We start from the raw sequence: 18,672 nt of genomic DNA, 5'->3' as shown, positions 1-18,672 counted from the left end.
GATGCCGGTCGACATCCGCCTGATCGACGCGGCCTTCGCGCCCGGCAGCGCGATCGACGCCTTTGCCGCCGCGCACCCGCAGGCGGGCGGCATCGCCAGCTTTACCGGGCAGGTGCGGGTGGAGGAAGACGTGCTGGCGCTGGAACTGAGCCACTATGCGCCCCTGACCCTGCCGGGCATGACGGCGCTGGGCGATGACGTGCTGGCCCGCTGGCCGCTCGCCGGCCTGCTGATCTGGCACCGCACCGGGCTGCTGCATCCGGCAGAGCCGATCGTGCTGGTTGTCGCTGCCGCCCGCCACCGGCGCGACGCGTTCCAGGCGGCGGATTATGCGATGGACCACCTGAAGTCCGATGCCTGGTTCTGGAAGCGCGAACAGCGGTCTGATGGCTGGCACTGGATCGAACCGCGCGAGCAGGATCATGCCGACTTGGCGCGATGGCGTGTGGGGGATGGTGCTGCCTGAGCCGAGGCGCGCCGAGTCGATCGTTGCAAGCGCCGAGCATGATGCCGGCCCCATCCGCGCAGTTCAGCGCGCTGGCCCTCTTCATCGCCGGCCTGAGGGCGGGCTGCTCACCTTCCGCAGGGCCTATACCGCAATTCCGTCTACCCTCGGCCGTGCCGCCGGGCCTCAGTTCGCCAGCCCGGCCAGCACCGCATCCTCTCCGGCCACCAGCGCCTCGATCTCGGCATGTACCGCGGCGATGCGATCCAGATCCTCGCCGGCGGTCGACGCTTCCACATACACCCGGTCCATGCCGGCGAGCGGCACCAGCGTGCGGCTGTGCGCAGCGGCCAGGGCGGAGCGGGCGACCTCGGCACGGGCCCACGCCTCGCTGCCGATCGCAGCATTGCGCGCCGCGCCGACCAGGCGAGTCGCCTGTGCGCTCTCGGCCGTGAAGGCGGTGTGCGCCGCGCGCGCTTCCGTCGCCAGCGAGTCCAGGCTGGCCAGGGCGGCGGCGGGCGGCGGGGGCGGGATGTGGCGGGGCGGGGGGGTCCGGACTGCGCCAGCCCGCTCCGCCGGGCGAATCGCCAGGCTGGGATAGCCTTCCGCCGCACCGGCGCAGGCCGACAGGAACAGGGTCGCGGCAAGGGGCAGCAGCAGGCCGGCGGTAAAGGTGTTGCGTGGCATCGCCGTCCGCCTTAGCGGGGGTGGCGGCGCAGGGCCAGATGCCCGCTCCGGATGGGTGCGATATGGGCGTCCGGCCATTGACAGCCGGGTAGCCGTCCCTTATCGGCCCTGCACTTTCCGGCGCCCGTTTCGGGTGCCCTTCCGGCGTTCCACAGGGGAGCGTCATCGCAAGAACGGATACGAGACACCATGTTCGCAGTAGTGCGCACCGGCGGTAAGCAGTACCGCGTCGCCGCAGGAGACAAGATCGCGGTCGAGAAGCTGGCTGGCGAAGCTGGCGAGACGATCACGCTGGGTGATATCCTGCTGGCAGGCGAGGACGGCGGTCTGGCCGATGTGGCGGGCGTGACCGTCAGTGCCGAGATCATCGCACAGGCCAAGAGCGAGAAGGTGATCGTGTTCAAGAAGCGCCGCCGGCACAATTACCGTCGGAAGAACGGTCATCGCCAGCAGCTGACGCTGCTGCGCATCCTTTCGGTCGGCAAGGCTTAAGCCCCCAGGCGGGCTTCAGGAGTTCAGACGAAATGGCACATAAGAAAGCAGGCGGTTCATCCCGCAACGGTCGCGACTCGGAAGGTCGGCGCCTTGGCGTGAAGAAGTTCGGCGGCCAGGTTGTGGTCGGTGGCAACATTCTCGTGCGTCAGCGCGGCACCAAGTTCTACCCGGGCACCAATGTCGGCATCGGCAAGGACCACACCCTGTTCGCGCTGGGCGAAGGCCGCGTGCGCTTCCACCAGGGCAAGCTGGGTCGTTCCTACGTGTCGGTCGACATGATGGCCGAGGCGGCAGAATAACACACGGATAGTTCGCTGACGGGGCTGTCCATACGGGATGGCCCAGCCGGCGCAACGCACCGGACAATCGGAGGGAGATGGGGCCACCCGTCTCCCTTTTTGCATTCTCCCTCTCCGCCGGCGGCGCCTTGCATGCGCACTGCCATCACTTCGCCACATGGGCCTGCAACAGGCCGGTCGTGGTGGGATTGGGAGACACGAGAATGTTCATCCGCACCGAACGCCTGTTCCTGCGGCCTGCCTGGGAAGAGGATGCGCCCGCGCTGACTCGTGCCATCGCGCACGAGTCGGTGGCTCACATGCTCGCGCGTGTTTCTTGGCCGTACGAGGAGGAGGATGCGCTCGCCTGGATCGGCGCACCGCGCGATCCTTCGCTGCCCAGCCTGCTGATCACAATTCCGGATGACGGAGGCACCATCATCGGTGGATGCGGTCTGCATGCCGCGGACAGTGATGGTCCGGCGGAGGTCGGATACTGGATCACGCCCGCTGCGCAGGGGCAGGGTTACGCGCGGGAGGCGCTGAGCGGCCTGCTGGCGATTGCCCGCATGGCCGGGCACCGGACCCTCCGCGGGCGGCACATGGTCGACAATCCCGGTTCCGGCCGGGTGCTCACAGCCGTCGGGTTCCGCCCGACCGGCGGCACCGGCAGCCTGCCCAGCCTTGCTCGTGCGGCCGCCATCTCCACCCTGGAGTACGAGGCGGACCTGGCCGGCGGCGAACCGGCACAGGTCCCGCCAACGGCCTGGGTGACGCCGGACGCCTACATCGCCAGCATCAACGCCGCCGCCTGATCGGGGCCGGTCCGGGGCGCGTCATAGCCCCGGATCAGCGCCGAATCATCCCGGTGCCACGGATGGAACCCGGGCAGGAAGAACGCGGCCCAGGCCGGCAGCAGGCGGCGCAACATGCCCGGGCGGCCCAGCAGGTACCAGGCGAGCCGCCCCTTCGCCCGCAGTCCGGTGATCCCGTCCTGCGCCATCAGGTCCAGCGCATCGGCATTGGCGCTGTGCATGAAGTTGCGCGTGACGCGCAGCATCAGCGCGCTGCGCAGGCTCCACCGCTTCCACGCGCTCCAGTCGCGGGTCGCATGCAGCCAGGTGTCATAGGCCACCGCCTTGTGCTCGATCTCTTCCACCGAATGCCAGCGCCACAGCTCCGCCTGCTCGTTGTCGCCACTGATGTACCGGTCGGGCTGCGCCAGGAACTCATGCGCGAACAGGGCGGTGAAGTGCTCCAGTGCGACCGTGACACCCAGCCACACGATCGGTGGCGCCTCGCGCACCTGTCCGATCAGGGTGTCGAGCCGCGCCTGCACACGTGTCAGGTCGTATCCGGCATCCTCGACCGCGCGGTTGAACGCCAGATGCTCCCGCGTGTGATTGACCTCCTGCTTCACGAAGTCGCGGATTTCCTCCGCCAGCTTGGGCGACACGCCATCGCGGAACGCCTTCACCGCGTCGATGAACAGGGTCTCGCCCTGGGGGAAGGTGATCGACAGCCCGTTCAGCCAGGCGGTGCCCACCGGATTGCCGTCGGCCCACCAGCGGGTGGCCGGGGCATGGCCGTCGCGCGCGCGGCCGAAGCGGCGGTTGCGCACCACGATGGGCGGGGTTGCGAGGGAAGCCGGCTGCTTGCCGGAGGGCGACACGCCTTCTAGGCCGATGGTCTTGCTCATGCCCCGAACCTGGGATTAACTGACACCAATGTCAATAAGAACGCGCCTGTCGTCCGAGCAGAGCCGTGCACAGGCGCTGCAGGCGGCGCATCAGCTGCTGCTGGCGGAAGGGCCGGCGGCGGTGACGCTGAAGGCGGTGGCCGGACGGATCGGGCGGACGCACGCCAACCTGCTGCACCATTTCGGCAGCGCGGCAGGGTTGCAGCAGGCGCTGGTGCAGCACCTGACGGCGCAGGTCAGTGCCTCCATTGCGGATTCGCTCCAGGGCGGACTGGCCAGCCCACGGGCGATCGTCGACCTGGTGTTCGATGCCTTCGGCGCCGGCGGGGGCGGGGAACTGGCCCGATGGATGCTCGCCACCCATCAGCACGACGCGCTGGATCCCTTCGCCGCCGCCATCCGGCATCTGGTCGACGGCCTGTTCGGCCAGGATGGCAGGGCACCGGCGCACCTGCACCAGACCGCGCTGGCACTGGTGCTGCTCGCCCTGGGCGACTCGCTGCTGGGCCAGCGGCTGGCCGGCGCCATGGCGCTGCCCCCCTCCGCCGCGCGGGACGAGGCGGAGAAGCTGGTCGCCGCCGCGCTTGCTCAGTCCTGAAGTGCCATCCAGGCGGGGCGCAGATCATCCGCGATGTCGGCCACGCGCAGATGGTCCACCGCCTGGCCCAGCTCCGGGTAGGCCACCCTGCGCCGGGCGGGATCGCCCCGCTCCAGCGGCACCACCACCAGCCGGCGATTGACCTTCTGCCGCCAGTTCATCCGCGCGGTATTCTCCTGCCCGACATAGCAGCCCTTGGTGAAGCTGACCCCATTCAGCTCCACCGCATTGGCCTCCAGCCACAGGGTGTCGCCCAGCTCGGCCCGGCCTTCGGTCACGCCCAGCGCCAGCCGGTGCCGCAGCCACGCGCCATCGCCGGCGGGCACGGCAGGGTCGGCCGCCGCGATCCAACGTCGGCCCAGCGTTGCCAGCCGCGGATCGGCCATGCCGACATCGCCACCGGCCTGCCAGTACACGGCCAGTCCGTCATCCCGCACGATGGTGATGCGCTTGCGCAGGCGGTACAGCGTCAGCCGTCGCACCAGTTCGTCCGCGAAGGCGGCTTCGCAATCCAGCAGCAATCCGCCGTCCGGCCCGGCCCACACCAGGAAGTCGAACAGCGCCTTGCCCTGCGCGCTCAGCAGCGCGGCCCACACAGGCAGCGGCCCGGTGACATCGTTGGTGACCAGCCCTTGCAGGAAGGTGGCCGGATCGTCGCCCGCTTCTCCTGTCAGGCGGACCAAGGTGCGGTCGAGCAAGCGGTGCTGATCCATGCGCCCCAGATGGCAGGGCCGGCACCCTTTTCAAGCAGCGCTTGCGTCGCGGGCTCCGGCCCGGCACCAACCGCCCATGCCGATGACCCACTGGATCCGGACCCACAAGCTGGCTGCCACCGGCGCCGCTCTCGCCACCGGCTTTGCCGCGCTGGTTCTTGCCAGCCGACTGCCGCGCCGCCGGCGGCAACGCAGCGAGACGATCTGCCAGGACGCGCCGGGTCCCGGCGAAACCCGGCTGGAGCAGGGTGCGCAGCGGCAATGTGCCGAACATCCCGGCCTGTCGGGGCTCCACCTGCTGGAGGACGGGCTGGACGCCTTCGCTGCCCGCCTGCTGCTGGTCCGCCAGGCCCAGCGGACGCTCGATCTGCAATATTACATCTGGCACGGCGACCGCACCGGCACCCTGCTGCTGGAGGAGCTGCACAAGGCGGCGGAGCGCGGCGTGCGCATCCGCCTGCTGCTGGACGATAACGGCATCGTCGGGCTCGATCGCGCCCTGGCCGCGCTGGACGGGCATCCCGCGATCGAGGTGCGGCTGTTCAATCCGTTCCGCATCCGCTGGCCCAAGATGATCGGCTACCTCACCGATTTCAGCCGGCTCAACCGGCGCATGCACAACAAGAGCCTGACGGCGGATCGCGCGGCCACGATCGTGGGCGGTCGCAATGTGGGCGACGAATATTTCAGCGCTCATGACGGCGCGCTGTTCGCCGATCTGGATGTGGTGGCGATCGGCCCGGTGGTGGACGAGGTCGAGGACGATTTCGAGCGTTACTGGACCTGTGCCGCCGCCTTCCCCGCTGCGCAGATCCTGCACCAGATCGGCCGCCCGCACCGCCGCAAGCTGGCCCGGCGCGCATCCGTGGTCGAACGCGATCCCTCCGCCCGCGCCTATGTCGAGCGGGTGGAGACGTTGCCCGTGGTGGAGCAGCTGAGCGAGGGCACGCTGCCGCTGATCTGGGCGGAGGTGGACATGATCAGCGATGATCCGGCCAAGGCGTGGGGCGGGGCAACGGGCGACGGCCTGCTGGCGGGCCAGCTGGCCAAGGCGATAGGCGAGCCGCGGCAGCAGCTGGGCATCGTTTCGGGCTACTTCGTGCCGGGGGAGCAGGGTGTCGAGCAGATCTGCGACCTGGCCCGACAGGGCGTGAACGTGTGCATCCTGACAAACGGCTATTCCGCCAGCGACGTGCCACTGGTCCATGCCGGCTACGCCCCGTGGCGGCGGCAATTGCTGGAGGCCGGCGTGCATCTGTGGGAAATCGCCCGGCGCACCGATGCGCAACGGCCATCGCACAAGGAACGGCGCCGCGGCGTGCGGCTGGGCATCGGCAGCAATCTGGCGGGCAGCGGCACCGGCCGCTCCGCCGCCTATCGCGGGGGCGCCTCCACGCTGCATGCCAAGACCTTCACGGTCGATCGGGACCGCCTGTTCATCGGCTCGTTCAACTTCGACCAGCGCTCGATCGACCTCAATACCGAGATGGGCTTCATGATCCGGTCGCCGGAACTGGCCGGGCTGGTGGCGGACTCGTTCGAAGGCACCATCCCCGAACATGCCTGGCAGGTCCGGCTGGATGATGACGGCACGATGCGCTGGGACCGCGATGGCGAGACGTGCCGGGACGAACCCGGCATGGGCCCCGGCGCCCACCTGCTGATCGCCGTCGCCTCGCGCCTGCCGATCGCCTGGCTGCTGTGAGGGCGCTGGCCATTCCCCACCCTATCCATTAGCCTCCTTCCGGCGGGCGCCAAAGACCCGCGAACAGATGGGAGAAGGCAGCCTATGCCGCTGACGATCGTACAGGGTGTTGTGGTGGGCGCGCTGGCGCTGGCGGTGCCGGCGGGCGGATACTGGCTGGGGCAGATGGGCTCCACCGATGTACGGTTCCTGCGCGGTACGGATACCGCAACGATGGCCGGCCTGGTCACGGGCGCGGCGCCGCATGATTACCGCGTGAAGGCGGCCGCGGGGCAGCAGCTGGAAGTGGCACTGGCCGGACCGCCGCAGGTCGGGTTCGACGTGCTGGCCCCGGGCAGTGACCGGGCGATCGGCACCGGCTCCGGCGCACAAGGCTGGCGCGGCACCGTGCCCGATGGCGGGGCCTACACGATCCGCGTGCATCACCAGCCCGGCAGCGATGCCGGCGGCAGCGATGCGTTCGACCTGAAGGTGTCGCGCCGCGATCCCGCAGGCGGCTGATTCGCCACAGATGTTGAAAAGCCGCCGCCGCGACCGACCCCGTGCTTGGGGGTGGGGCGCGGCGCAGCTACATGCGGCTGCATGGAGTCGCGGGTCATCATCGGGGAACAGCACGGGGGCCAGCCGGTCCACGTCGACATAGAGGAGCTGCTGGCCACCCGTCTGCTGGTGCAGGGCAATTCCGGCTCCGGCAAATCGCACCTGCTGCGCCGCCTGCTGGAGGAATCGGCCGGCATCGTGCAGCAGATCGTGATCGATCCGGAAGGCGACTTCGTGACGCTGGCCGACCATTTCGACCATGTGGTGATCGACGGCGCCAGCCATTCGGTGGCCGAGATCGAGGCGCTTGCGACCCGTACCCGGCAGCATCGCGCATCCGTGGTCCTGTCGCTGGACGGGCTGGATGTGGAGCAGCAGATCCGCTGCGCCGCGCATTTCCTTACCGCCCTGTTCGATGCTCCGCGCGAATACTGGTACCCGGTGCTGGTCGTGGTGGACGAAGCGCAGATGTTCGCGCCTGCCGCCGGGGGCGAGATCAGCGAGGATACGCGCCGGATCAGCCTGAACGCGATGACCAACCTGATGTGCCGTGGGCGCAAGCGGGGCCTTGCGGGCATCGTGGCGACCCAGCGGCTGGCCAAGCTGGCGAAGAATGTCGCCGCGGAAGCGTCCAACTTCCTGATGGGCCGCACCTTCCTGGATATCGACATGATCCGCGCGGCGGACCTGCTGGGCATGGAGCGGCGCCAGGCCGAACAGATCCGCGATCTGGATCGCGGCATGTTCCTGGGCCTGGGCCCGGCGATCACCCGCGTGCCGCTGAAGGTGCGGATCGGGGGCGTGAAGTCCGGCCCGCGCACCAGTACCGGCAGCGGGCTGCTGCCGCTGCCTTCTGCACCACCGGCCGAGATGAAGGACCTGCTCCATGCGGAGCTGGCCGAAGCTGCCGCCGCCCGCAGCGACATGCCTGCGCCGGCGCCCGCCGCCTTCGTGGCGGACCAGCCCTCCGGCTCGGAACGGCTGGCGGAACGCATGGCCGAGCTGGACGCGCAGGCGGCGGACGCCGATGCTTCCGCGCTGCCGGCTGCCGACACGGGGGAGCGGGTGGAGATGGTGCTGCGCGACATGGCGGCCGATCCCAAGGCCGCATTCCAGACGACCTCTGCCCTGTTCCAGACCTTCCTGATGCAGTGCCGGCAATATCAGGTGCCATCGTCCGGGATCGACATGGGCAGCTTCCGCCGCCGCTTCGCCCTGGCGCAGGCGGGCATGGATCGGGTGGACGAAGGGACACGTGCCGCCATCCTGCAACTGGCCGCCCCGCTGGAGGATGACCTGCTCGCCCCGTTCCTGCTGATCGCCCGGCTGGCCGCGCAAGGGCATGGCACGCCGGACGAGGACCAGCTGGCCCGCCTGTATGGCACCAGCAGCCCCAGCCGCATCCGCCGCCTGCTGGAACATCTGGAGAAGCGCGGCCTGATCGTGGTGCGGGAGGATTACGGCGGGGAGCGCAGCGTGACCGTGCCCGGCCTCGCCGCGCTGGTCGACTGACCGGCGCCTGCTCCGGACGGTCCGGGGTGTCCTACACGGTGCCTTTATGGCAAGGGCGCGGGCACGCCGGGCAGGGTCGCAGCGGCCCGCTCAGCCGACCTTTACGCCTTAGAACACTGTCAGATGTGTCAACTTCGTCAGGAACATTGCCATGGACATGAACAGCATCACCATCCGCCGGCCGGATGACTGGCATGTCCATCTGCGCGACGGCGACGTGCTGACCGGGGTCACGCCCTACACGGCGCGGGTGTTCGGGCGGGCGATCATCATGCCCAATCTGGTCCCGCCGGTCACGACCGCCGCCATGGCCGAAGCCTATCGGCGGCGGATCATGGCGGCGGTGCCGGCCAGCAGCGGCTTCACCCCGCTGATGACCTGCTACCTGACCGACGCCACCAATCCGGCCGATCTGGCCGACGGCCATGCGGCGGGCATCTTCACCGCCGCCAAGCTGTACCCGGCCGGCGCCACCACCAATTCGGCCAGCGGGGTGACGGCGATCGCCAATATCCGGCGCGTGCTGGCGGTGATGGAGCGGATCGGCATGCCGCTCTGCGTCCATGGCGAGGTGACCGATCCGGACATCGACATCTTCGATCGGGAGGCAGTGTTCATCGACCGGGTGCTTGCCCCGCTGCTGCGCGACATGCCGGGCCTGCGCGTCGTGCTGGAACATGCCACCACCAGCCAGGCGGTGCAGTTCGTGGACGCCGCCGGCCCCAACATCGCGGCGACCATCACGCCGCAGCACCTCCATCTCAATCGCAACGCCATGCTGGTGGGCGGCATCCGCCCGCATGCCTACTGCCTGCCCGTGGCGAAGCGGGAGGAGCACCGGCTTGCCCTGCGCCGCGCGGCAACCGGCGGCTCGGGCAGGTTCTTCCTCGGCACCGATTCGGCGCCTCACGCGCGGCACATGAAGGAATCGGGTTGCGGCTGTGCCGGCATCTTCAACGCGCCCCACGCGCTGGAAAGCTACCTCACCGTCTTCGACCAGGAGAACGCGCTCGAGCACTTCGAACGATTCGCCAGTCTGGCCGGCCCGGAGTTCTATCGCGTGCCGGTAAACGAAGGTTTGGTCACGCTGGTCCGCTCCGACGTGCGAATCCCGGATGTTCTGGACGCCGCCGGCACTGCGATCGTACCGTTTCATGCCGGTGAAACGATAGGATGGAAGATTTCGTCGATGAGTTGAGTGGGAAGGTGCTTTTCTTGCAGGATGGTTGCCGAACGTTCAGCTGGCCGGGTCTAAACATGAACCAACGACACTTCTGGTTCGAAGGAGACCTACCATGAGCAACCTGCTGAAGAACGCCATCCTCGCCTTTGCCGCTACCGGCGCGATCGCGACTGCTCTGCCGGCAGCCGCCGTGACGCTGCCCGCCGCGCGCACCGCGACCGTCGCCACCTTCGACAACGCCGCCGACCAGTCGGGCACCGAATGGAACCAGTGGCGCCGGGACCGCGATGATCGCCGCTATGGCCGTGACCGCCGCGACCGCGATCGCCGCGACCGCGACTACCGCCCGCAGTGCGAGAAGAAGAGCGGCACGACCGGCCTGATCGTCGGCGGTGCAGCCGGCGCCCTGCTGGGCCGCGAGATCGACGGTGGCCGTGACCGTACCCTTGGCACCGTCCTGGGTGCTGCCGGTGGCGCGCTGCTGGGCCGCGAGATCGAAGGCACCGGTGTTCGCTGCCGCTAACACCTGAACGGTTGCCGCGCCGGTCCTAATCGGCGCGGAAGCCAACGCCTACACTGGCCCGTGGCTGCGGCACTTCGGTGCTGGCCACGGGATAGGCGCAATAATCGGCCGCGTAGAATGCCGCCGGGCGGTGATTGCCCGACAGGCCTACCCCGCCGAACGGCGCCGCGGAACTGGCCCCGTTGGTCGGCCGGTTCCAGTTCACGATCCCCGCCCGTACATTCGCCCAGAAACGGTTGTATTCCTGCGGGCTGCCGCCGATCAGGCTGGCCGCCAAGCCGAAGCGGGTGTCGTTGGCGACCGCGATCGCCTCGTCGAAATCGCTGACCCGGATCACCTGCAGCAACGGGCCGAACAGCTCCTCGTCCGGCCGCTTGCCCGCCTGCGTCATGTCGATCAGCGCCGGGGTGACGAAGGGCAGATCGTTGCCCATCGGCCGCCGCATCGGCACGATCGCCCGCCCGCCGCGGGACAGCAGGTCGACGAAGCCTTCGGTCAGCTGCTCGGCCGCTGCATTGTCGATCACCGGGCCGATGAACGGCTGCGGATCGTCGAACGGTGCGCCGATCACCATCCGCTCCGCCAGCGCCGCCACCTCGCCCACCACCGCATCATACAGGCTATCCTGCACGATCAGCCGCCGGGCCGCGGTGCAGCGCTGGCCGGCGGTGGTGAAGGCGGACTGCACGATCAGCGCGGCAGCGTCGGCGACCAGCGGCGTGTTCCACACGACCAGCGGATTGTTGCCGCCCATCTCCAGCGCGACAATCTTGCCGGGGTCCTCCGCCAGCGCCTTGTTGATGGCGACACCGGCGCGGGCCGATCCGGTGAACAGCACGCCGCCCACATCGGGGTGCGCCACCAGCGCGCGGCCTTCGTCCGGCCCGCCGACCAGCAGCTGCGCAACATCCTCCGGCACGCCGGCGCGGTGCAGGCAATCGATCAGGAAGGCGGCGGTCGCCGGCGTCTTCTCACTCGGCTTGAACACCACCGCATTGCCGGCGATCAGCGCGGGCACGATGTGGCCGTTGGGCAGGTGCGCGGGGAAGTTGTAGGGGCCCAGCACCGCCATCACGCCATGCGGCTTGTGCCGGACCGCGGCGGTCGCGCCCATCGCCCCGTCCAGCCGGCGCTGCCCGGTGCGTTCGGCATAGGCCTTCACGCTGATCTCGACCTTGGCGATCACCGCCTCCACCTCGGTCAGCGACTCCCAGCGCGGCTTGCCGGTTTCCCGCGCGATCAGGTCCGCAAAGGCGTCCTGCACACTGCGCACCTCGTTGGCGAAGCGGCGCAGCAGCTCGATCCGGTTGGCCAGCGGCCGGGCGGCCCATTGCGGCCAGGCCTGCCGTGCCCGCTCCACCGCCGCATCCACATCGCCCACGGCCCCGCGCCACAGCTCCGCCCCGGTGGCGGGTTCGAACGAGACGATTTCGGCGTGGGACAAGCGGGTTACCTCGGCAGGAGTGGGACCGCAGGTTCTAGCCCGGGGTCGCTGTTCGTCAAACCGGCAGGTGACCGGCCGGCACCGGCGGCTCGCCCAGGGCGTCGCCAAGTGTGCGGATTGCCGCGACCTTGGCGTGCACCGGCTGCCAGTCATCATGTTCGGCGATGGGCTGCCAAAGCGCCTCGACCTCCTCGATCGGCAGGCCGGGCGGGGCGTCGGACCAGAGCGGATGATCGTCACCCGCCGGCTCGTAGCCGGACAGCGCCGCCGCCAGATCGCCCTGTGCCGCGCGCCCGCCACGATGGGCGAAGAAGAACGCATCAGGACCGACCGCTTCCGCCTTCATCGCCCGCTCCGCCGCGGCGATCAGCGCAAAGTCCGCCTCCGCGCCCCGGCTCGCCACGCCCAGCCGCCAGCAGAAGCGCCGCGCCATGGCGGCGTTGAAGTGGTCGGGAAAGCTTTCCAGCGCCGCGATCAGCGGTGCGCTGTCGGTCAGCCGGCGCAGCGCAATGGCGAGCTGCATCAGGTTCCAGCGGATTGCGTGCGGCTGGCGGCCAAAGGCATACAGGCCGGCATGGTCGAAATAGGCCGCGGTGAAGCCGGCATCCCATTGCGGCAGCCAGCGCCACGGTCCGTAATCGAAGCTCTCGCCCGAGATGTTCATGTTGTCGGTGTTGAGCACGCCGTGCACGAAGCCCGCGACCATGTAGCTGGCCGCAAGGTCCGCCATCCGCGCCACGGCCTGGTGCAGCAGGATCGCCGCCGGCTCGTCCCGCCCCGGCGCATCGTCCGGCGGCGGAGGGCCGGGATAGAGCCGCAGGGCGTAATCCACCAGTGCGGCGAGGTGATCGTCCTCCTCCAGCGCGGCGAGCCGCTGGAAGCTGCCGAAGCGGATGTGGCCATGGCTCAGCCGCACCAGCACGGCGGAACGGGTGGGGCTCGGCTCGTCCCCGCGCCACAGTTCCTCGCCGGTCTCCACCACGCTGAAGGTCTTGCTGGTATTGGCGCCCAGCGCCTCCAGCATCTCGGTCGCCAGGATTTCCCGCACCGCGCCCTTCAGCGTCAGCCGGCCATCGCCGGCGCGACTCCACGGCGTGGTCCCGCTGCCCTTGGTGCCGAGGTCCAGCAGGCGCCCGGCGGAATCGCGCAACTGCGCGAACAGGAAGCCGCGCCCGTCACCAAGGTCGGGATTGTACACCTGGAACTGGTGCCCGTGATACCGCAGCGCCAACGGAACCGGCAGATTGTCCGCCAACGGCACGAAGCGGCCGAAATGCTCCAGCCACGCGCTGTCGCTCAGGCCGGCCAGGCCGATCGCCGTGTCCCACCGCCGGTTGCGGAAGCGCAGTGTGGTCTGCGGGAAATCCGCCGCGGCGACCGGATCGCCCAGCCACGGGGCGACGCTGTCGATCTGCGGATCGGGGCGATAGGGGGCGGGTTGCGGTTCTGCGCGCATCCCATCAATAGTGGGCACGGGCAGGCCGGCGCGCAACCAAGCGCCGCCGGAACAGGATCGGGCGATGCAGGACACAGGCTATCAGATGCGCGAGTGGACCAGCGATGACGGGCTGGTGCTGCGCTATCGCGACTATCCCGGGCGGCAGGATCGCCCGCCGATCCTGTGCATCCCCGGCCTGACCCGCAATGCCCGGGATTTCGAGCCGGTCGCCGATGCCTTTGCCGGTGAGTGGCGCGTGCTGTGCGTCGACCTGCGCGGCCGGGGGCAGAGCGATTATGCCAAGGATCCTGCCAGTTACGTGCCGCTGCGCTACGCAGCCGATATTGCCACGCTGCTGGATCAGGCCGGGCTGGAGCGGGTGGTGGCGATCGGCACCTCGCTGGGCGGGATCGTCACCATGCTGCTGGCGGCGCAGATGCCGGACCGGATCGCCGGGGCGGTGCTGAACGATATCGGGCCGGAGATCGAGGCCGCCGGGCTGGCCCGCATCCGCGACTATGTCGGGCAGGGGCGCAGCTTTCCCACCTGGATGCACGCCGCCCGCGCGTTGCGCGAACAGGCGGGCGAGGCGCATCCGGACTACCTCATCGCCGACTGGCTGCGGCTGGCCAAGCGGCTGATGTGCGTGGGCGCCGGCGGGCGGATCGCGTTCGATTACGACATGAAGATCGCCGAGCCGTTCTCCGCCGTGCCGACGGGACCGGCGCCCGACATGTGGCCCCTGCTGCATGCGCTGGCCGGACGGCCGGTGCTGGCGATCCGCGGCGAGCTGTCGGATATCCTGTCGCCCGCCACCCTGGCGCGGATGGCGGTGGAGGTGCCGGGGCTGGAAAGCATTTCCGTACCGCGCACCGGCCATGCGCCGACGCTGGAGGAACCCGTCGCGCAGCAGGCCATCGCCCGGCTGCTCGGCCGCGTGGCGGAGGCGGGCTGATGGCGGGTGTGCTGCACTGGGTCGCCTCGGGCGCGGATGCGTTGCCCGAACGCTGCGGCGTGGTGGTCGCTGCCATGGCAGGGCAGGGGCCGCAGGTGCTGGCAGGAGACCCGCCGCCGGTCCGCGCCCGCGGCGTGCAACTGGCGACGCTGCCGCCGCTGAGCGGGCGGCCCTGGCCCGCGCGGCTGAAGATGCTGGCCGGCGCGATGGCGGGGTTTGACCTGGTATGCACCTGGGGCGGGGGCGCGCTGGATGCGGTGCTGGCGCATACCTTGTTCGCCGATGTCTACCACCTGCCGCCGCTGGTGCACCACGAAGGCACCGGCGCCGGCCGCAGCAATCTGTACCGGCGGATCGCGCTGGGGCGGAGTGCGGCGATCATCGTGCCGGATGCCGGCACGGAACGGATCGCGCTGGAACGCTGGCAGCAGCCCCGCACCCGCGTGCGCCTGATTGCGGATGGCGTCGAGCTGGCGCCGTTCGGCCGCGCGCCGAAGCGCGATGCCTTGCCCGGGCTGGTCAAGCGGCGGGACGAGAAGTGGCTGGCCGTGCCGGCGGATGGCAACGTGCCGGCGCTGATCGCCGCCCTGCCGCGCCTGCCGGAACAATGGCAGCTGGTCGTGTGGGGCGCCGGCGCGGACCGGCCGGCCTTGCTGGCCGCGGCGGCGGCGGTGGCGCAGGATCACCGCGTGCTGTTTGCAGGCGACGCTTCGGCGCAGCAGCTGCTGCCCTTGTGCGACCTGTTCGCTGCCACCGGGCCGCTGCCATCGGTGACCGTGCTGCAGGTGATGGCGACCGGGCTGCCGCTCGTGGCGCCGCGTGGCGCGGTGCATGGGCTGCCGGCCAGTGCCAACGGCCCGCTGCTGGTCCCGGATGCCGCCGCGCTGGCCGATGTGCTGGTCGCGCTGGCAGACGATGCGGATCGCCGCGCTGCCATCGGGCAGGCCAACCGGGCGCAGGCGGTGGCGGAACATGATGCCGCCACCACCGTGGAACGGCATCGTGCGCTGTATCGCGGGCTGATGCGCCGCCCGGCGCCTGTGTAGCATAACGGACCGGCTTCATCGCCGGTTCACGCCGGGAATTGAATTGCGGCGCCCTTGCGCTAAAGCGCCGGCTTCCCTTCTTGCAGCAGATCGAGCGACCTTGGCCCTCCCTTCCGACATCGACAATGCCCGCGCCGAGCGGGCCGCCGTGCGCCGCCAGGCGGAAGAGTCCGTGATGGTGCGGGAGGTGAACGAGGCCGTCCGCAAGGAAGAGTTCAGCGAACTGGCCCGCCGCTATGCGGTGCCGGTCGGCCTCGCGATCCTGGCGGTGCTGCTGGCGCTCGGCGGCTGGCTGTTCTGGCGGGATCGTCAGGCGGCGGCGCAGGAGGCACAGTCCGAACAGCTGGTATCCGCATTGGACGAACTGGAGGGCGGATCGCCCGAACAGGCCGCCAAGGAACTGGCCGCCATCGCCGAAGATGCCGACGGGGTGGCGCTGCTGTCCGCGCGGCTGGCGCAGGCCGGTCTGGCCCTGCGTGGCGAGCGGCGGGACGAGGCGCTGACCATCTATCGCGAGATCAGCGCGGATGCGGGTGCGCCCAAGCCTTATCGCGACATCGCCACCATCCGCCTGGCCGCCGCCGAGTTCGAGGACGTGCCGCCACAGACTATCGTTGACCGGCTGAAGCCGCTGGCCGTGCCGGGCAACCCCTGGTTCGGCAGCGCGGGCGAGATGGTCGCGATGGCCTACCTGAAACAGAACCGCACCGATCTGGCCGGGCCGCTGCTGGTGCAGATCGCCCGCGACGATGCGGTGCCGCCCACCTTGCGGTCCCGCACCCGGCAGCTCGCCGGGCTGCTCGGCTTCGATGCGGTTGACGAAGGCGACCTAGCGCTCGGCGGAAACACGCCGGCCGCTGCCCCCGCCGCTCCCGCACCTCAACAGGACTGATCCAATGCTGCGCAAGCCCCGCATTCTCCTGACCCTGCCGCTGCTCTCGTTGCTGGCCGCCTGCGGCATCTTCGGCGGCAATGGTGATCCGAAGACACCCTCCCTGGGCAACCGGACGCCGATCCTGTCCCGGGTGAGCCAGGTGGTGGAGGCGGACAAGTCGCTCGTCAACACGCCGGTCGTGCTGCCGGCGCAGACGCCCACCGCCGAATGGCCGCAACCCGGCGGCAACGCGGCCAAGGCTGCCGGCCATGCTGCCCTGTCCGCCGCCCCGGCGCGGGTGTGGAGCGTGCAGGTCGCCGGATCGACCAACCGCCGCCGGCTGGCCTCCAGCCCGGTGGTCGGCGACGGGATGCTGTTCGTGGCGGATACCGCCGGCGTGATCCACGCCTTCGATGCCGCCACCGGTGCGGTCCGCTGGACCAACCGGGTCGAGGTGCCGGAGAACCTGGCCGGCGTGACCTATGGTGGCGGCGCCAGCTATTTCGACGGACGCCTGTTCGTGACCAATGGCGCGGGCGACGTGATCGCGATGAACGCGCGGGATGGTACGGAGGTGTGGCGCAAGAAGCCCGCCGGGCCGTTGCGCGGGGCACCGACAATCGCGTTCAACGCGGTGTACGTGATGACGCAGGACAACCAGATCCATGCGATGAACATCGCCGATGGTGCGCCGATCTGGCGCGATGTCGCCACCAGCGGGCAGTCCGGCGTGTTCGGCGTGGCGGCACCGGCGGCGGGGCAGGGCACGGTGATTGCCGGCTATTCCAGCGGCGAGCTGGTCGCCTACCGGTACGAGAACGGCCGCACCCTGTGGTCGGACGCGCTGGCGCGCACGTCGCTGTCCACGCAGGTCGGATCGCTGACTGACGTCGATGCCGATCCGATCATCGATGCCGGGCGCGTCTACGCGCTGGGGCAGGGCGGGCGCATGGCGGCCTACGAGCTGCTGACCGGGCAGCGCGTGTGGGAGCTGAACCTGGCGGGCGTCTCCACCCCGACCGTCGCGGGCGACTGGATCTTCACCCTGACCGACGATTCCCGCCTGCTGGCGATCGCCAAGGCGACCGGCCGGGTGAAGTGGATCACCCAGCTGCGCCGCTGGCGTGACGAGGAGGATCGCGAAGGGCCGGTGTTCTGGACCGGGCCGCTGGCGGCCGGCGGTCGGCTGTGGATCGCCAGTTCGCGCGGGCAGGTCAGCTCGGTTGATCCCGCCACCGGGGAGGCGACCCCGTTCACGGATCTGGAGAAGGCGGTGACGCTGAACCCGGTCGCGGCGGGTGGCACGCTCTACATCATGGACGATAGCGGGCGGATCACCGCCTGGCGGTGATGCTCAGGCGGCCCGGCGCACCGGGCCGCGATGCGCGGCGATCAGCCGGGCATAGGTGTCGACCACTGCGCCATTGATCGCGTCCCAGCCATAGACGGCGCTGCGGCGTTCGCCGGCGATGCCCATGCGGGTGCGCAGCTGCCGGTCGGTCACCAGCCGGCCGACCGCATCGGCGAAGCCGGCCACGTCGCCGGGCTGCACCAGCACACCCGTCTCCCCCGGCACGATCAGGCTGTTGCTGCCGGTCGCGTCCGCGCCGACCACCGGCACGCCGCAGGCCATCGCCTCCAGCGTGACATTGCCGAAGGTTTCGGTGATCGACGGGTTCAGCAGCAGGTCCATGGCGGCCACCGCCCGGCCCAGATCCGGTCCCTTCTGGAACCCGGCGAAGATGGTGTCGGCCGGCAGGTGTTCGGCCAGCCAGCCATGCGCCGGCCCTTCGCCCACCACCAGCACGCGCGCAGCAATGCCGCGCTGGCGGATTTCGGCCAGCGTGTCGGCGAACACGTCCAGGCCCTTCTCCATCACCAGCCGGCCCAGGAAGCCGACGGCTACCTCGTCATCGGCCAGCCCCTGCGCATGCCGCCATGCGGGATCACGCGCGCCGGGATGAAAGATTGCCCGGTCCACGCCGCGCTGCCACAGGGCGATGTCGCCGTTCATGGCCTGGTCGCGCAGCACCTGCGCCATCCCTTCCGACGGGGCGACCAGCGCATCGCACCGGTTGTAGAAGCGGCGCAGCAGCGATTCCACCACCGGCTCGATGAAGCCGAGGTGGTAATAGCGCGGATAGGTCTCGAACCGCGTGTGGACCGACGCGAGCACCGGCAGGCGCCGCCTGCGCGCCCAGCGGACCGCCTGCTGACAGGCGATGTCGGGCGATGCCACGTGGACGATCGTGGGATCGAACGCCGCCAGATCGCGCCGCACCGCCGCCGACAGGCCCAGCGGGAAGCGGTATTCGCCGCGGCCGGGGAAGGCGGTGGACGGCACGCTGACCAGATCGCCCTTTGGCTCGAAGGCGGGTTGCGGCACCGTGGGGGCGTAGACGCGCACCGCGGCACCCTGCCGCAGCAGGTAATCCACCAGCCGGTTCAGCGCCTGATTGGCCCCATCGCGGACGTAATTGTAATTGCCGCTGAAAAGCGCGACCCGCAGGCTAGCCATGTCCATGGCTCGGGGCCTT

20 protein-coding genes are annotated in these 18,672 nt (G+C 70.0%); 14 read left to right on the top strand and 6 right to left on the bottom strand.

Going from position 1 to position 18,672, the window contains the following annotated elements:
- Nucleotide 1 precedes the first annotated feature (1 nt).
- Nucleotides 2-466 (top strand): molybdenum cofactor biosynthesis protein MoaE, encoded by a 465-nt coding sequence (locus PK98_RS08270; RefSeq protein WP_039095684.1) that lies wholly within the window; start codon nt 2-4, stop codon nt 464-466.
- Nucleotides 467-631: 165 nt separating this feature from the next.
- Here PK98_RS08270 and PK98_RS08265 read toward each other — a convergent pair whose 3' ends face one another.
- Entirely contained in the window at nt 632-1,132 is a 501-nt protein-coding gene (locus PK98_RS08265) for a hypothetical protein (RefSeq protein ID WP_039095682.1), read from the bottom strand.
- A gap of 189 nt (nt 1,133-1,321) precedes the next feature.
- On the opposite strand from PK98_RS08265, the gene rplU reads away from it, so the two are divergent.
- The 3 genes from rplU to PK98_RS08250 all read left to right on the top strand — a co-directional run bounded on the left by rplU (nt 1,322) and on the right by PK98_RS08250 (nt 2,720).
- The gene (rplU, locus tag PK98_RS08260; RefSeq protein ID WP_039095681.1) at nt 1,322-1,624 is read left to right on the top strand and encodes a 50S ribosomal protein L21; all 303 of its coding nucleotides are present in this window, start codon (nt 1,322-1,324) and stop codon (nt 1,622-1,624) included.
- Nucleotides 1,625-1,656: 32 nt separating this feature from the next.
- On the top strand, nt 1,657-1,926 hold the full coding sequence (gene rpmA / locus PK98_RS08255; RefSeq protein WP_039095678.1) for a 50S ribosomal protein L27: 270 nt from the start codon (nt 1,657-1,659) through the stop codon (nt 1,924-1,926).
- A 203-nt stretch (nt 1,927-2,129) separates the two neighbouring features.
- Nucleotides 2,130-2,720 carry a GNAT family N-acetyltransferase gene (locus tag PK98_RS08250; RefSeq protein ID WP_039095676.1) on the top strand — a complete coding sequence of 197 codons (591 nt, stop codon included), beginning with the start codon at nt 2,130-2,132 and terminating at the stop codon, nt 2,718-2,720.
- Here PK98_RS08250 and PK98_RS08245 read toward each other — a convergent pair.
- Nucleotides 2,690-3,604, bottom strand: coding sequence for a metal-dependent hydrolase (locus PK98_RS08245; protein WP_081996087.1), 915 nt, complete (start codon nt 3,602-3,604; stop codon nt 2,690-2,692). The two genes, PK98_RS08250 and PK98_RS08245, sit on opposite strands and share 31 nt — an antisense overlap.
- Nucleotides 3,605-3,632: 28 nt before the next feature.
- Between PK98_RS08245 and PK98_RS08240 the strand changes: the two genes are divergently transcribed.
- Nucleotides 3,633-4,202: a TetR/AcrR family transcriptional regulator gene (locus PK98_RS08240; protein WP_039095673.1), complete on the top strand. Its 570-nt coding sequence runs from the start codon at nt 3,633-3,635 to the stop codon at nt 4,200-4,202.
- Here PK98_RS08240 and ygfZ read toward each other — a convergent pair.
- The gene (gene ygfZ, locus PK98_RS08235) at nt 4,193-4,915 is read right to left on the bottom strand and encodes a CAF17-like 4Fe-4S cluster assembly/insertion protein YgfZ (protein WP_039095671.1); all 723 of its coding nucleotides are present in this window, start codon (nt 4,913-4,915) and stop codon (nt 4,193-4,195) included. The two genes, PK98_RS08240 and ygfZ, sit on opposite strands and share 10 nt — an antisense overlap.
- 76 nt (nt 4,916-4,991) lie before the next feature.
- On the opposite strand from ygfZ, the gene PK98_RS08230 reads away from it, so the two are divergent.
- The 5 genes from PK98_RS08230 (at nt 4,992) to PK98_RS08210 (ending at nt 10,378) form a co-directional block, all read left to right on the top strand.
- Nucleotides 4,992-6,620, top strand: coding sequence for a phospholipase D family protein (locus PK98_RS08230; protein WP_235425433.1), 1,629 nt, complete (start codon nt 4,992-4,994; stop codon nt 6,618-6,620).
- 84 nt (nt 6,621-6,704) lie between these two features.
- Complete coding sequence (locus tag PK98_RS08225) at nt 6,705-7,121, top strand: hypothetical protein (protein ID WP_039095669.1); 417 nt, start codon at nt 6,705-6,707, stop codon at nt 7,119-7,121.
- Between the two features lie 81 nt (nt 7,122-7,202).
- The gene (locus tag PK98_RS08220) at nt 7,203-8,672 is read left to right on the top strand and encodes an ATP-binding protein (protein ID WP_039095668.1); all 1,470 of its coding nucleotides are present in this window, start codon (nt 7,203-7,205) and stop codon (nt 8,670-8,672) included.
- Between the two features lie 151 nt (nt 8,673-8,823).
- The gene (gene pyrC, locus PK98_RS08215) at nt 8,824-9,870 is read left to right on the top strand and encodes a dihydroorotase (protein ID WP_235425432.1); all 1,047 of its coding nucleotides are present in this window, start codon (nt 8,824-8,826) and stop codon (nt 9,868-9,870) included.
- 97 nt (nt 9,871-9,967) lie between these two features.
- Nucleotides 9,968-10,378, top strand: coding sequence for a glycine zipper 2TM domain-containing protein (locus PK98_RS08210; RefSeq protein WP_039095663.1), 411 nt, complete (start codon nt 9,968-9,970; stop codon nt 10,376-10,378).
- A 25-nt stretch (nt 10,379-10,403) separates the two neighbouring features.
- Here the strand turns inward: PK98_RS08210 and astD are convergent, their stop codons facing one another.
- Both astD and PK98_RS08200 read right to left on the bottom strand, forming a co-directional pair.
- The gene (astD, locus tag PK98_RS08205) at nt 10,404-11,822 is read right to left on the bottom strand and encodes a succinylglutamate-semialdehyde dehydrogenase (RefSeq protein ID WP_039095660.1); all 1,419 of its coding nucleotides are present in this window, start codon (nt 11,820-11,822) and stop codon (nt 10,404-10,406) included.
- 55 nt (nt 11,823-11,877) lie between these two features.
- Nucleotides 11,878-13,278, bottom strand: coding sequence for a protein adenylyltransferase SelO family protein (locus tag PK98_RS08200; RefSeq protein ID WP_039095658.1), 1,401 nt, complete (start codon nt 13,276-13,278; stop codon nt 11,878-11,880).
- 64 nt (nt 13,279-13,342) lie between these two features.
- Between PK98_RS08200 and PK98_RS08195 the strand changes: the two genes are divergently transcribed.
- The 4 genes from PK98_RS08195 (at nt 13,343) to PK98_RS08180 (ending at nt 17,486) form a co-directional block, all read left to right on the top strand.
- Nucleotides 13,343-14,215, top strand: a complete 873-nt coding sequence (locus PK98_RS08195; RefSeq protein ID WP_200884982.1) for an alpha/beta fold hydrolase — start codon at nt 13,343-13,345, stop codon at nt 14,213-14,215.
- Nucleotides 14,215-15,261, top strand: coding sequence for a glycosyltransferase (locus PK98_RS08190; RefSeq protein ID WP_052208210.1), 1,047 nt, complete (start codon nt 14,215-14,217; stop codon nt 15,259-15,261). The genes PK98_RS08195 and PK98_RS08190 overlap by 1 nt, the downstream gene beginning before the upstream one ends.
- A 100-nt stretch (nt 15,262-15,361) precedes the next feature.
- Nucleotides 15,362-16,153: a tetratricopeptide repeat protein gene (locus tag PK98_RS08185; RefSeq protein WP_039095655.1), complete on the top strand. Its 792-nt coding sequence runs from the start codon at nt 15,362-15,364 to the stop codon at nt 16,151-16,153.
- A gap of 4 nt (nt 16,154-16,157) precedes the next feature.
- On the top strand, nt 16,158-17,486 hold the full coding sequence (locus tag PK98_RS08180) for an outer membrane protein assembly factor BamB family protein (RefSeq protein WP_039095654.1): 1,329 nt from the start codon (nt 16,158-16,160) through the stop codon (nt 17,484-17,486).
- 3 nt (nt 17,487-17,489) lie between these two features.
- On the opposite strand, the gene PK98_RS08175 is transcribed toward PK98_RS08180, so the two are convergent.
- Nucleotides 17,490-18,659 (bottom strand): glycosyltransferase family 4 protein, encoded by a 1,170-nt coding sequence (locus PK98_RS08175; RefSeq protein WP_039095653.1) that lies wholly within the window; start codon nt 18,657-18,659, stop codon nt 17,490-17,492.
- Between the last annotated feature and the right edge of the window lie 13 nt (nt 18,660-18,672).

This window comes from Croceibacterium mercuriale (genome assembly GCF_000802385.1).
Lineage (GTDB): Bacteria > Pseudomonadota > Alphaproteobacteria > Sphingomonadales > Sphingomonadaceae > Croceibacterium > Croceibacterium mercuriale.
This window is presented reverse-complemented; position numbering and strand designations above follow the sequence as displayed.

Excerpts from the sequence above, each read along its gene's own strand:
- PK98_RS08180 (WP_039095654.1), top strand. The coding sequence starts at position 16,158 with ATGCTGCGCAAGCCCCGCATTCTCCTGACCCTGCCGCTGCTCTCGTTG.
- rplU (WP_039095681.1), top strand. The coding sequence starts at position 1,322 with ATGTTCGCAGTAGTGCGCACCGGCGGTAAGCAGTACCGCGTCGCCGCA.
- rpmA (WP_039095678.1), top strand. The coding sequence starts at position 1,657 with ATGGCACATAAGAAAGCAGGCGGTTCATCCCGCAACGGTCGCGACTCG.
- PK98_RS08195 (WP_200884982.1), top strand. The coding sequence starts at position 13,343 with ATGCAGGACACAGGCTATCAGATGCGCGAGTGGACCAGCGATGACGGG.
- PK98_RS08245 (WP_081996087.1), bottom strand. The coding sequence starts at position 3,604 with ATGAGCAAGACCATCGGCCTAGAAGGCGTGTCGCCCTCCGGCAAGCAG.
- PK98_RS08190 (WP_052208210.1), top strand. The coding sequence starts at position 14,215 with ATGGCGGGTGTGCTGCACTGGGTCGCCTCGGGCGCGGATGCGTTGCCC.
- PK98_RS08265 (WP_039095682.1), bottom strand. The coding sequence starts at position 1,132 with ATGCCACGCAACACCTTTACCGCCGGCCTGCTGCTGCCCCTTGCCGCG.
- PK98_RS08210 (WP_039095663.1), top strand. The coding sequence starts at position 9,968 with ATGAGCAACCTGCTGAAGAACGCCATCCTCGCCTTTGCCGCTACCGGC.
- PK98_RS08230 (WP_235425433.1), top strand. The coding sequence starts at position 4,992 with ATGCCGATGACCCACTGGATCCGGACCCACAAGCTGGCTGCCACCGGC.
- PK98_RS08200 (WP_039095658.1), bottom strand. The coding sequence starts at position 13,278 with ATGCGCGCAGAACCGCAACCCGCCCCCTATCGCCCCGATCCGCAGATC.
- ygfZ (WP_039095671.1), bottom strand. The coding sequence starts at position 4,915 with ATGGATCAGCACCGCTTGCTCGACCGCACCTTGGTCCGCCTGACAGGA.
- PK98_RS08240 (WP_039095673.1), top strand. The coding sequence starts at position 3,633 with ATGTCAATAAGAACGCGCCTGTCGTCCGAGCAGAGCCGTGCACAGGCG.
- PK98_RS08225 (WP_039095669.1), top strand. The coding sequence starts at position 6,705 with ATGCCGCTGACGATCGTACAGGGTGTTGTGGTGGGCGCGCTGGCGCTG.
- PK98_RS08270 (WP_039095684.1), top strand. The coding sequence starts at position 2 with ATGCCGGTCGACATCCGCCTGATCGACGCGGCCTTCGCGCCCGGCAGC.
- PK98_RS08250 (WP_039095676.1), top strand. The coding sequence starts at position 2,130 with ATGTTCATCCGCACCGAACGCCTGTTCCTGCGGCCTGCCTGGGAAGAG.
- pyrC (WP_235425432.1), top strand. The coding sequence starts at position 8,824 with ATGGACATGAACAGCATCACCATCCGCCGGCCGGATGACTGGCATGTC.
- PK98_RS08175 (WP_039095653.1), bottom strand. The coding sequence starts at position 18,659 with ATGGACATGGCTAGCCTGCGGGTCGCGCTTTTCAGCGGCAATTACAAT.
- PK98_RS08220 (WP_039095668.1), top strand. The coding sequence starts at position 7,203 with ATGGAGTCGCGGGTCATCATCGGGGAACAGCACGGGGGCCAGCCGGTC.